The 12,169-nt window shown below is 73.1% G+C and carries 10 protein-coding genes; 5 read left to right on the forward strand and 5 right to left on the reverse strand.

Annotated features, from left to right (window positions below; genetic code table 11):
- Nucleotides 1-54: 54 nt before the first annotated feature.
- The 5 genes from ACFV5H_RS03450 to ACFV5H_RS03470 form a co-directional block, all read right to left on the reverse strand.
- The gene (locus ACFV5H_RS03450; protein ID WP_385192539.1) at nt 55-1,383 is read right to left on the reverse strand and encodes an ABC transporter permease; all 1,329 of its coding nucleotides are present in this window, start codon (nt 1,381-1,383) and stop codon (nt 55-57) included.
- Entirely contained in the window at nt 1,380-2,117 is a 738-nt protein-coding gene (locus tag ACFV5H_RS03455; protein ID WP_385051330.1) for an ABC transporter ATP-binding protein, read from the reverse strand. The genes ACFV5H_RS03450 and ACFV5H_RS03455 overlap by 4 nt, the downstream gene beginning before the upstream one ends.
- Entirely contained in the window at nt 2,114-3,625 is a 1,512-nt protein-coding gene (locus ACFV5H_RS03460) for a peptidoglycan-binding protein (RefSeq protein WP_385051332.1), read from the reverse strand. Before ACFV5H_RS03460 ends, ACFV5H_RS03455 begins: the two co-directional genes overlap by 4 nt.
- Entirely contained in the window at nt 3,622-4,578 is a 957-nt protein-coding gene (locus ACFV5H_RS03465) for a hypothetical protein (RefSeq protein ID WP_385192542.1), read from the reverse strand. The genes ACFV5H_RS03460 and ACFV5H_RS03465 overlap by 4 nt, the downstream gene beginning before the upstream one ends.
- A gap of 159 nt (nt 4,579-4,737) precedes the next feature.
- Nucleotides 4,738-5,637 (reverse strand): DUF3152 domain-containing protein, encoded by a 900-nt coding sequence (locus ACFV5H_RS03470; RefSeq protein ID WP_385192544.1) that lies wholly within the window; start codon nt 5,635-5,637, stop codon nt 4,738-4,740.
- A 163-nt stretch (nt 5,638-5,800) separates the two neighbouring features.
- On the opposite strand from ACFV5H_RS03470, the gene ACFV5H_RS03475 reads away from it, so the two are divergent.
- The 5 genes from ACFV5H_RS03475 (at nt 5,801) to ACFV5H_RS03495 (ending at nt 12,069) form a co-directional block, all read left to right on the forward strand.
- A complete protein-coding gene (locus ACFV5H_RS03475; RefSeq protein WP_385051338.1) occupies nt 5,801-6,487 on the forward strand; it encodes a response regulator in 687 nt (228 codons plus the stop codon).
- The gene (locus ACFV5H_RS03480) at nt 6,484-8,115 is read left to right on the forward strand and encodes a sensor histidine kinase (protein ID WP_385192546.1); all 1,632 of its coding nucleotides are present in this window, start codon (nt 6,484-6,486) and stop codon (nt 8,113-8,115) included. The genes ACFV5H_RS03475 and ACFV5H_RS03480 overlap by 4 nt, the downstream gene beginning before the upstream one ends.
- The gene (locus tag ACFV5H_RS03485) at nt 8,112-8,741 is read left to right on the forward strand and encodes a hypothetical protein (RefSeq protein ID WP_385192548.1); all 630 of its coding nucleotides are present in this window, start codon (nt 8,112-8,114) and stop codon (nt 8,739-8,741) included. The genes ACFV5H_RS03480 and ACFV5H_RS03485 overlap by 4 nt, the downstream gene beginning before the upstream one ends.
- Before the next feature lie 139 nt (nt 8,742-8,880).
- On the forward strand, nt 8,881-10,554 hold the full coding sequence (locus tag ACFV5H_RS03490) for a PucR family transcriptional regulator (protein ID WP_385192551.1): 1,674 nt from the start codon (nt 8,881-8,883) through the stop codon (nt 10,552-10,554).
- A gap of 213 nt (nt 10,555-10,767) precedes the next feature.
- Nucleotides 10,768-12,069: a diaminopimelate decarboxylase gene (locus tag ACFV5H_RS03495; RefSeq protein WP_385051345.1), complete on the forward strand. Its 1,302-nt coding sequence runs from the start codon at nt 10,768-10,770 to the stop codon at nt 12,067-12,069.
- The last annotated feature ends 100 nt before the right edge of the window (nt 12,070-12,169 follow it).

A 12,169-nucleotide genomic window follows, 5' to 3' on the forward strand; every position in this document is an offset into this window, starting at 1 on the left:
GGCGCTCGCTCCTCGCCGAACCTCGGATGCGTGTGGCCTTCCCGCGGGGCACGGCTACGAGCGCAGGGCGTCGACCGGTTCCATGCGGGAGGCCCGCAGTGACGGGTAGAGGCCGGCCAGGAGCCCCACCAGGGCTCCGGCGACCGGGGCTCCGAGGGCGAGGCGGACGTCCAGGACCGGTGTCCACTCCTTGACGGCGGAGACGGTCACCACGACGACCATGCCCAGGGCGGCGCCCACGACGCCGCCGAGGAGTCCGATCGTCGTCGACTCCACCAGGAACTGGCCGGCGACCTGACGCCGCGAGGCCCCGAGGGCGCGGCGCAGTCCGATCTCCCCGATCCGCTCGATGACCGTCACCAGCGTCACATTGGCGATACCGATGGCCCCGACCACCAGCGAGACCAGCCCGAGGACCAGGAACAGGCCGTCGACGTCCCCCTGCACTCCCTCGCGGGCCCTGACCGGATCGGCCGGTGCCGTCACGGTCAGGGAAGCCTCGGCTCCGGGGGCCAGCGCGATCGGCGCCTGGCGGGCGACCTGGCCGGCCGCGCCGAGCGCGGTGTTGATCAGTACCCGGGTCACGGTCCCCAGCCCCATCCGGTCCGCGGCCGTCGTGGGCGGCAGGATCACCGCGGTGGCGAGCTGCTGTTCCCGCTCCACTCCGCCGAGTATCCCGATCACCGTGTACGCCCGGCCCTTCAGGAAGACCGCGGGAGCGTCCTCGACCGAGCCGATGCCGAGGAGCCGCGCCGCCTGGTCGCCGAGGACCGCCACCCGGTCGTGCCGGGCGATGTCCCCGTCGTCGAGGAAGCGCCCGGCGGTCATCCCGCCCCGTACCGCGGCCGGCAGCGTGGGGGACGCGGCGACGACCGCCATGGTCTGACCGCTGACCTCGCCGGGAGCGACCACGTCGTTGGCGCGCACCTCGACGCCCGCGGTCTCCTGGGAGGCGGCGATCGCCGCCACCGACTCGACCCCGGCCAGCCGGCGCACCGCGTCGACCCCCGACCAGTCCACGAGCGGACCGGAGCCGGCCGAGGCCACGGAGGGCACCCCCACGGTGACCGAGGTGGCGGTCAGGGCGTCGAACCGGCCGACGATCTGGTTGCCCGCCGTGGACGAGATCCCGATGGTGATGACCAGGGTGGTGATGCCCAGGACGGTGCCCAGCGTGGTCAGGGCGGAGCGCATCGGGCGGGCGAGCACTCCCGCCAGCGCTTCGGACCACAGGTCCCTGACGTCCATCCAGGGGCGCTCGACGGCCTCTGCGGCCCGTGGTCCTCCCGCGTCCTGTGCCGTGCCCGCGTCCTGTGCCGTGCCCGCGTCCTGTGCCGTGCCCGCGGGAGCCGCGGCTCGCGGGGCGCGTGTCCGGGACCTCATCGGTGCTCCTCGGTGAGCCGTCCGTCGCTGATCCTCACCCGCCTGTGGGCACGCCCGCTGACCGCCTCCTCGTGCGTGATCACCACCAGGGTCATGCCCTGCTCGCCGAGCCGGCCGAAGAGGTCCAGCACCGACTCGGTGTTCTCGCTGTCGAGGTTGCCGGTGGGCTCGTCGCAGAGCAGCAGGGCGGGTTCGCTCATCAGCGCCCGGGCGATCGCCACCCGCTGTCTCTCACCGCCGGAGAGCCGGTCCGGCCGGAAACCGGCCCGGTGCGCCAGACCCACCCGTCGCAGTGCCCGCTCGGCCCTGGTGCGGCGGCCGGCCCGGCCGCGTCCGGGGCGCGGCCGGCGGTAGGCCTCGGCCAGCATGACGTTCTCCTCCACGGTCCGGTACGGCAGCAGGTGGAAGGACTGGAAGACGAACCCGATCCGGCTGCCGCGCAACGCGGTGCGCTCCAGGTCGCCGAGCGCGTTGGTCTCCACCCCGTCGAGCCAGTAGGTGCCCGAGGTGGGTCGGTCCAGCAGCCCCAGGGTGTTGAGCAGCGTCGACTTGCCGGAACCGGACGGGCCGACGACCGACAGGTGCTCGCCGCGCCGGACGGTCAGGTTCACCTCGCGCAGGGCGTGCACCGGCGGTTCGGAGTCGAAGGTCCGGCCCACGCCGGTCAGTCGGATGACCGTGTCCGCGTCGGGCACGACGGGGGACGGCGGACCGGTCGTCGGCGGACCGCTCATCGCCCGACCACCACCTGGTCGCCGGGCTTAAGGGCGGCACCGGACGACGGGGTGACCTCCACCCGACCGTCCGCGGAGAGCCCGGCCTCGACGGCGACGTCCACCGCCTCGCCGCCGCGCACGACCTGCACCCGGGCCTTCCCGCCGGCGGACGTGTGCAGCGCGGCGAGGGGCACCGTCAGCACCTCGCCCTCCGACGAGCCCACCTCGATGGTGACCTTCGCGGATTCGGCGGCGTTCTTCGCCAGCGTCCCCGCAGGCACGGAGATCTGCACCGGTACGGGAGCCGAGCTGTTGTCGCTCCCGCCGTCCGAGATCCCCTGCTGCTGGCCGGCGTCGGCCGGGTCGTCCTTCGGCACGTCGCCGCCGAGTGCCACCACCTCGCCGTCCGCCGTCGTGCCGTCGGTGGTCTCCACCCGGGCCCGCATGCCCTTGTGGAGCAACTCGGCCTCCTCGGCCGGGACCACGGCCCGCACCACGACCTTGGAGCCGGTCACCGTGGCGACCGGTCCGGAGGGGGTGTCTCCCGTCTTCACGGACACCTTGTCCAGCCGGGCCGGCAGTTCCGGCAGGAAGACCACCTCACCGGCGGGGACCTTGGTTCCGTAACCGGCCCGGAAGGCGGAGAGCGCGGTGTTGGCCGCGTCCAACTGCTGCTGTGCCGACTTGAGTTCCAGCTCGGCGGCGTCCCCGCCGGCGCCCGACCCGTCTCCGGAGCCGCCGCCGGGTTCCTCGGAGCCGCCGGATTCCCCGGAGCCGTCGCCGGGCTCCTCGGAACCACCGGCTCCCCCGGATCCGCCGCCCGGGCTCCGCGCCGCGAGGAGGGCCTGCTGCGCGGTGGTCACCGCCGCTTCGAGCGTCCCCAGCTGCTGCTTGTCGGCGACGGTGGGCTCCATGGCACGGTAGCCCTTGCTCTCGTACCAGCGGCTCACCGCCGCGGCGTCCGACTGCCCGTACGTCCCGCTCGCCGAACCGGGGTTGAAGCCCAGCCGGGCCAGCGCCCGCTGGAGCTGCTCGACGTCGTCCCCGGAGGCGCCGGGTCCCAGCGTCCGGTACATCGGCACGGTGCCCCGCAGCACCAGGACCGGTCGCCCGCTCACCTGCATCAGCACATCGCCCTCCTTCACCTCCGCCCCGGCCGCCGGTGCCTTGGTGACCCGCTGGGCGACGCTGTCGCCGGCCCCCGCGTCGCCGAACCCGGAGTCCGGGGAGCCGACGGGCCCGGCCAGGGTCACGCTCTGCGGCGAGTCGAACTCCACCGAGCCCTGGGCCACCACGCTCGCGGTGAGCGAGCGCCGCTCGGCCGTGACGGTGACGGGACCGGCTTCCGGCGGCCGGTGCGAGGCGGCGGCGTCCGCGGGCGACTGCATCCGCGATCCGGCGAACCAGCCGCCCGCCCCGACCAGCGCCACCGCGGCGACGACGACCGTCAGCTGTCCCGAACGGGTGCCGGTCAGCCTGCGGAACCGTCCGGGACGGGCGTCGGCCGGCTCGGGGCGCTGCCTCACCCGGCACCGCCACCGCTGGTCGGGGCCTTCAGGAACTTCGGGAAGTAGGCGGCCCGGAACTCCTTGCCGCACTCCAGGTCCCGCATCGCCAGCTCGATGTCCTTGGTGAGCAGCGGGAGGGCTTCCTCCTTGCTCATGAGCTCCTTGGCGTTCCCGTTCTCGTCGACGGCGGGGATGGCGTCGACCGGAGCGGAGTCGAGCGCCTGGAGCCTGACCATCTCCCCGACGCCGGTCGGCTGCGTGGTCGTGACGGAGATGCCTTCCTTCCTCAGGCACGAGGCGTACGACTGCGCCAGCGCGACCAGCTCCGGGTCACCGTTGAGCGCCTGCGCGTTGGCCTGGTTCCGGTTCGTGGCCTCGGTGCCCCGCTCCTGGGCCGACGAGGAGCCGTAGACCTTCTTGTCGGCCTCGCCCTGACAGCCGGTCCAGTTCTTCTCACCGGCCTTCGGGTCGGGGATGGCGCCCAACGCCTCGTTGTACGCGGCCTTCTGCTCGGGAGTGAGCGTGTCCACGTAGTCCGCGTTGGGCGTCCTGTCCGAGTTCTGTTGGGCGGCCGCACTGCCCGACGCGCCGGCGTCGTCGGGGTAGACGATGCCCGCGTAGACGCCGAAACCGTACTTCTGCCGGTACTTCTTCGTCAGCGCGTAGTCCGCCCCGTAGGTGGTCCAGGAGGCGGCGGGATCCTCGGGGGCCACGGGGGTGTAGGTGAATCCCTGCTTCTTCATGCAGGCCGCGATCGCGTTCTCCAAGAGGTACTGCTTCTTGAGATCGGCGTTCGCGTCGGCGGGGACGTCGAGCTGTCCCGACGATCCGGCCGTGGTCTTCTCACCGTCCGACGCGTGGGACTCCGAGCCGGTGCCGGTGCCGGTGTCGGTGCCACAAGCCGCCAGCAGCGGCAGCAGACCGACCGCCGTCGCGGCGGCCAGTCTCCGGACAGTGCGGGAACGAGTCATCTACTTCCATCCGATCGGGAGGGAGGGGGGATTCCGCCTGCGGACGCAGGAGAACGCGGAGTTGACAGTGGTGCCGGCAGTTCATGGCCCCGGGGCCGGTACATGACCGAGCTGTAACGGCCGTCCGCCGTGACGGCCGGCCCCGAGGTCCGGCGCCGGTCATACGGGCGGCCCGGTGACGAGGTCGCCGTTCTCGTCGTAGGGCCAGGCGTTGGCGACGCATCCGTGCAGGCCCTTGATCTGCTGCATCATCACGGGGGCCAGTCGCCCGGCGCCTCCGCAGGTCACGTGCCCGTGACCGAGGAAGTGCCCCATCTCGTGGTTGATGATCAGCGCCCGGTAGTCGTGGATCGGCCCGTCGAAGGTGGGCGAGCCCTTGACCCAGCGCTTGAGGTTCACCACCACCCCTCCGGGAACCTCGCAGTTGTACTCGCCTCCGGTGTCCTGCTGGATGCCCGCCCAGCACAGGGCGTCCGCCGTCGCCGGTGTCGCGATCCTTATCGTGATGTCGTGCGGCGATCCCGCGCCCACCAGCTGGAACGCGTTGTCCGGGTCGTGGGTCCAGCCCCGCGGGGCGGCGAGTATCCCGGCGATCTCGTTCGCCGCCTGGGACGGCGAGACGTCGAGGCCGGTCTCGACCTCCACGACGTAGCGCACCGGGCGGGAACCGCTGCCCACCGTCTTCCCACTGGCCTGCGCGGTGACGAACGTCCCGCTGCCCGTCGGGGGGACGTCGATCCCGGTCCGGCTCGCAGAGGGAGAGGGGGAGGGGGAGGAGGAAGGGGAGGCGGAGGGGGGCGGTGTGGGTGTGGGAGTGGGGGTGACGTGGGTGCTCCGCGGGTGCGGCGCACCGCTCGGCGCGTCGCTCCGCCCGCCTTCCAGGAGGTACGCCGTCGAACCCAGCAGGCCGACGGCCACCAGCAGGCCGATCAGCAGGCTCCGGCCCCGGCGGCGCGGCCGCCCCCGGCGATGGGAGGACCGGCGCCGGCGGCCGGCGCGGTGACCGGCCGCGGTGCTGCCGGTGGGGGGTGCGGATTGCCGCTGTCGTGCCGAATGCATGGCAGTTCAATCTGGTGATCCCAGATGATCCCCATGAGCCGAGACCGTCACGGAAGGATAACGACGCCCGCGTTCCCCGACCCGTGTGATCGTTGTGTAACGGCGGTCGGAGAGGGGCCTTCCTCGGGACGGTCGTCTCGTCCGGCCTGCTTACACTGCCGAAATGCCACGGGTTCTGATCGTCGAAGACGACCTGGATGTCCGCAGGGCCGTCCAACTGGGTCTGCGGCACCAGGGGCATGAGGTCTTCGCCGTGGAAACGGGGGAGGAGGGGCTGGAACAGCTCCGCCCCTTCCGGCCGGACGTCGTCGTGCTCGATCTCATGCTGCCCGGTATGTCCGGTCTGGACGTGTGCCGCCGGATCAGGGACCGCGACCAGGTGCCGATCATCATGGTGACGGCCCGGGGAGACGACGTCGACGTGGTCGTGGGACTGGAGACCGGTGCGGACGACTACGTGGTGAAGCCCGTGCAGGCCCGGGTGCTCGACGCGCGGATACGGGCCGTGCTGCGCAGGCAGGACGCGTCGCTGCCGGACGGCACCCGTCCCCGGGCGGAGACGCACGGGGAGCTGGTCGTCGACCGCGCCGGGCTCGTGGTGACGCACCGCGGCGAACCCGTCGCCCTCGCCCCCTCCGAACTGCGGCTGCTGCTGACCCTGTCGGCCTCGCCCGGTCAGGTGTTCAGCCGCCAGCAGCTGCTGGAAGCGGTCTGGGAACACAGCTACCACGGCGACATACGGCTCGTGGACGCCTGTGTGAAGCGACTGCGCAACAAGCTCGGCGAGGGCAGGAATCCCCGTTACGTGCAGACCGTACGCGGATTCGGTTACCGCTTCGGCACCTCATGAGCGACCGGACGTCCGCGCGGACACGGAGGACCGTACGGACGCGGAGGACCGCCGGGGAGCGGAGGACCGCACCCGGGGTCCCCACGGCCGAAGAGCCCCCCACCGCCGTACCGGGTGCCGGCCCCCGGCGGTTCCTCCGGGCGGCCCTGGCCCGCATCCCGCTCCCCCTGCGCGGTCTGCGCCCCCGCCTGCTGACGTCCTTCGTCCTGGTGGCCATGGCCAGCTCCCTGGGCACCGGGGCCCTCGCCTTCCGCGAGGCGCGCACGGGGGTGCTCCAGCAGAGCCAGGACTCCGTCATCAACCAGTTCCGTACGAGCGTCGACGGCGTCGCGCCCTCCATCCCCCTCGCCCCGGACCGGTCGGACCTCCAGTTCGCGGTGGACCAGGTGGTGCGCGCGAACCGTTCGTCGGGCTGGCGGATCATGGCCACGTACGGCGGTCACCGCGCCTACGCGCCGAGCGCCGGTTTCGTCGAGCCGAGCCCCGAAATGCTCCGGTCCGTCCGGGACCGACGTGCCGCGGTGTTCCAGCGGATGAACGTCGACGGGCGCCCTCGTCTCGTCGTCGGCATGCCTGTCACGTACACCTGGGGCGAGGGCCTGGAGACCAGGCTCTCCGGAGTCGTGATGTACCTGGAGGTCCCGCAGACCACCGAAGAGGGGTACGTCGAGGCCATGGTCAGCGGCATCGAGCGGGCCACCCTGGTGGCGCTGTGCCTCGCCGTCGTCCTGGCGCTGCTCGCCGCGAGCGGCGTACTGCGTCCCGTACGGGCGCTGCGCCGGGCGACGCGCCGGATGGCCGCGGGGCATCTCGACGTCCGGCTGGACGTCACCGGCTCCGACGAACTGGCCGACCTCTCCCAGTCCTTCAACGAGACGGCGGCCGAGCTGGAGCGGACCGTACGGGAGCTGCGTCGCCTGGAGGCCCAGGGGCGCCGCTTCGTGGCGGACGTCTCCCACGAGCTGCGCACGCCGCTGGCGGCGATGTCGGCGGTCACCGACGTGCTGGACCTGGAGGGGGAAGGGGAGACCGGTGAGGCGCTGCGGCTCATCAGCGAGGGAACGAACCGGCTGAGCGGACTGGTGAACGACCTGATGGAGATCTCCCGCTTCGACGCGGGTGCGGCCGAACTCAACCGGGACGAGATCGACCTGGCCGAGTCCGTACGGCGCACCGTCGCCTCCCGGTGGCGGCAGGAGCAGGTGGAGACCCGGCTGCCCGGGCCGGGTGAGCTGCGTGCGCGCGTCGATCCGCGCAGGCTCGACGTGGTGACGGCCAATCTGATCGGCAACGCGCTGCGGCACGGAGCGCCGCCCGTGCGGCTGACCATGGGGGTACGGGTGGACGGGGCGGGCATGGCGTGGGCCGTCATCGAGGTGACCGACAACGGACCGGGGATCGCCGAGGAGGCCATGCCGCACATCTTCGAGCGGTTCTACAAGGCGAGCACCTCACGGGCCAGGAGCGAGAGCAGCGGGCTGGGTCTGGCCATCACGGCGGAGAACGTGCGCCTGCACGGAGGGCGCATCCGGGCGGCGAACCTGCCCCGGGGCGGCGCGGTGTTCACGGTCGAACTCCCGCTGCACCGCGACGACACCGACACCGAGGCCGACGGGGGCACCCGGTGAGGGGCTCGCGGACGGCAGCGCTGCTGGCCGGGCTCACGGCCGTGGCCGCGGTCGCGCTCACGGCGTGCGGAGTCCCCCCGTCCGGTGTCATCGAGACCGGTGCGCCGGCGAGCGGCATGGTCTCCCACAGTGCGACACCACCCTCGACGCCCACCACCATCTCCCTCTTCTTCCTGCGCGACGGGGAGTTGGTGCCCCATCCCCACCGGATCGACGACGCCGGGAATCTCGAGGCCGTCGTACAGCTGCTGTTCGAGGCGTCGGCCGCGAACGAGGTCCCGGAGGCCACCACGGAGCTGCCCCGCCTGACGGAGCCGCCACGGGTGGCGATCGCCGACGACGGCATCCTCTCCGTCCGGCTCCCCGGTGAGACGGCACCGCTGAGCCGTCGGGCCATGCTCCAGCTGACGTGCACGGTGAACCACGTGGCTTCGTCGGTCCCCACCGCCGTCCCCCGCGCCGACGCGGAAGCCGACGGCGACACCGCGCGCCGTTCCGCCGCGCCCGCCGGCCTCCATGTGTTCGGGGACGGATGGGCGATGACGCAGTCGGACGACGAGTGCCCCGTCGTGTCCCCTCCGCAGGAGCAGCCGGAAGCGCTGACTCCGCAGGAGCCCTCCGGCTGACCACCGGACGGCCCCCGCCCAGGACCGGAACCGGCCTTCCGGCCACGGCCCCCGCCTGACCGCGCGGTGGCAGGCCGGCCGACCGCTTTCGGGCATATGCCTCACTCGTTCCTGTGAGGCCTTCTACACTCACCGTCACGTGACGCACCGAAGTGGGGGCCGGATGGCGCTGAACGAGACGGCGGGGCAGGGGGACGGCACCGTGGCGGGACCGACGCTGGAAAGCCTGCTGTCGGTCATGGGGGCCGGTGCGCTGGAGCCGTACACGACTCCCCGCGGCCTGGGGGTCGTGGTCGAGGGAGTCACCGTGCTGGACCCGCTGGAGGCGGGGCCGCCCCGGGGGCAGGTGGTGCTGGCCGTGGGCGTCGATCCGCACTCGGCCGCCGCCGTCGACGTCGTGCGCGAGGCCGCCGCATCGGGCGCGGCCGCGGTGGTCTTCGGGCCGGGAAGGCCGGGGCGGCCCCCGGAGGCGCTGCGGGCGGCCGTCGAGGACGCCGGTACGGCGGTGCTCTTCCGGACGGCGTGGTGCGGCTGGACCGAGCTGGTCGGCGCACTGCGGGCCGGTCTGGTCCTGTCCGGGGTCCCCGCCGATCCGGCGGTGGCGGCCGTGCTGCCGGGCGACCTGAACGGGCTGGCCGACGCGGTGGCGGTCCTGGTGGGCGGCGCGGTGACGATCGAGGACGTGGAGTCCCGGGTCCTGGCGTACTCGTCCACGAAGGAGGACGTGGACGAGTTGCGCCGGCTGACGATCCTCGGCCGCCGGGTGCCGGAGTGGCGCGTGGCCGCCATGCGGGAGGCCGGGTTCTTCCAGGCGCTGTGGGGCTCGGGGGACGTCATCCACCGGCCGGCGCACGGGGAGAACCCCGAACGTCTGGTGGTGGCGGTCCGGGCGGGCGGGGAGATCCTGGGATCGATCTGGGTGGCGGCCGCGGGCGGTGACCTCCCGCCGCACGCCTCCGACACACTGCGGTCGGCGGCGCGGGCGGCCGCCGCGCACCTGCTGCACCACCGGTCGCACCGCACGCACGCCCGACTGGTCGAGGACACGGCCCGCGCGCTGCTCGACGGACGGGGATCCGCCGAGGTGCTGACCGAACGCACCGGGATACCGGCGCACGGGCACTGCGCGGTCCTGGCGGTACGCCCCGGAGCCTCCTGCAAGGGGGAGGAGACCGGGAGGCTGTGCGCCCTGCTGTCCGTGTGCTGCGGCGCGAACGGCCTCACGTCGGTGGTGGTGCCGGTCGACCAGGGGGCCCTGGTCCTGGTGGGCGCGCTGCACCAGGACGTGCGGCGGGCCGTCGAACAGGTCGCACGCCTGGGGAAGTCACTGGTGCGGCAGGTGGCCGACGCGTTCGGGCCGGAGACGAGGGTCGGTCTGGGCACGGTGGCCGACACCCTGGCGGCCCTGCCCGGGTCCCGCCGGTCGGCGGACCTGGCACTGAGGGCCCTGCTCTCGCCGGGAGAGCACCGCACCGTCGCCTCCGCGGACGAGGTGGCCGAGTCGATCGCCCTGAACCAGATGCTGGACACGCTGACGGGACCGGCCCCGGCGCCGGAGACACCGGTGGCACGCCTGGTGGCGTTCGACGCCGGGAACGGCGGGGGCACCCTGGTGCGGACCCTGCGGGTGTACCTGGACCACTTCGGGCATGTGCCGGACACCGCCCGGGCGCTGGGGGTGCACGCGAACAGCCTGAGGCACCGGATCAGCCGGATCACCGAGGTGTCCGGGCTCGACCTCCGCAGTCCGGACGCCCGGCTCCTCGCCCAGTTGCAACTGCGCCTCCTCGAACGCGGGGGCCGGGAGGCGTGAGCGCTCGGGCGCCGCCACGAGGAAGGGACGGTTCCTTCGTGCCCGGGCACAACGGCGGCCCCGCCACGTCCGCGGTTTCGCTCCACGGCGAGAACCGCGCGGCGGAACACCGGGACTCCCGACGAAGACACCCGTACCGCCGCGACGGGAGTCTGGTGGTCCGCCCCACGGCCGTCGTGCGGCGGTGAGACCCCGGTTCAGGGAGGGTGCACGATGAGTGGTTCCGACAAGGCGGACCGGCGTGAGCGGATTCTGCGGGCAGCCGTACAGCAGGGACTCCTGGAACCCGAGACGGCCGTACTGGCCGGGTTCGTCGACCTCGACGGCGTCAACGAGACCGTCACGTCCCTGCGGAGCGCGTTCCCCGACTCCCTCCGGGTCCTGCACGCGTTCGCGGCCAAGGCGAACTGCCTGGTCCCCGTACTCGAGGAACTGCGCCTGAGCGGCATGGGCTGCGAGGTCGCCAGTGCGGGCGAACTCGCCCGGGCGCTGGAGGCGGGCTTCGAACCCGCGCACATCGTGTTCGACTCGCCGGCCAAGACGCGGGCCGAACTGGCCCGGGCGCTGAGCCTCGGGGTCACGGTGAACGTGGACAGCTTCCAGGAACTGGCGCGGCTGGACGAGATCCTGGCGACCCGTTCCCCGGCCTCACGCATCGGTGTGCGCGTCAACCCCCAGGTCGGCGGTGGATCGATCTCCGCCATGAGCACGGCCACCGCGACCTCCAAGTTCGGCATCCCGCTGGAGGACGGGGGCAACCGGCAGCGACTGCTCCAGGCGTACCGGGACCGCCCCTGGCTCACCTGGGTGCACACGCACGTCGGTTCGCAGGGCTGCCCCCTGCCCCTGATCGCCCGGGGTATCGCGAAGGCCGTGGAGTTCGCCGAGGAGGTCAACGCCCACCTCGGCCGCCGGCAGGTCACCGGCATCGACATCGGGGGCGGACTGCCGGTCAACTTCGCCGACGACGAGACGACGCCCGGCTTCGACACCTACGTGGACCACCTGCGCGAACACGCGCCGGTCCTGTTCTCGGGCGCGTACGGGATCGTCACCGAGTTCGGCCGCTCCGTGCTGGCCAAGAACGGCTTCATGGCCGCGTACGTCGAGTACACCAAGACCGTCGGCGGGCGTCCCGTCGCGATCACCCACGCCGGCGCACAGGTCGCCACGCGCACGGTGTTCGCCCCCGACGCCTGGCCCCTGCGGATCGAGGCCCACGACCCCCACGGCCGGGCCAAGCACGGCCGGCCCGTGCGGCAGGACGTCGCGGGCCCGTGCTGCTTCGCCGGCGACCTGCTGGCACGCGACCGGGCGCTGCCCCTCCTCGACGTCGGCGACCTCGTCGTCGTCCCGGACACCGGCGCCTACTACTTCTCCACGCCCTTCCACTACAACAGCCTGCCCGAACCCGCCGTGCACGGTGCCCGCGTCGACGCCGAGGGCCGGGTCACCTTCCGGCTGCTCCGCCCCGCACAGGCCGCCCACCAGGTCCCGGCCCTCGCCGGACGGTGACCCCGGCTCTCCCGCGTACCCCGCCGGAACCCCGACCGCAGCCGCTCGGGCCGGCGCGACCCGAGCGACCGTGCCCGGCTGCCCGGGGAGAACCACCACA

The organism is Streptomyces sp. NPDC059787 (assembly GCF_042732315.1).
Lineage (GTDB): Bacteria > Actinomycetota > Actinomycetes > Streptomycetales > Streptomycetaceae > Streptomyces > Streptomyces atrovirens.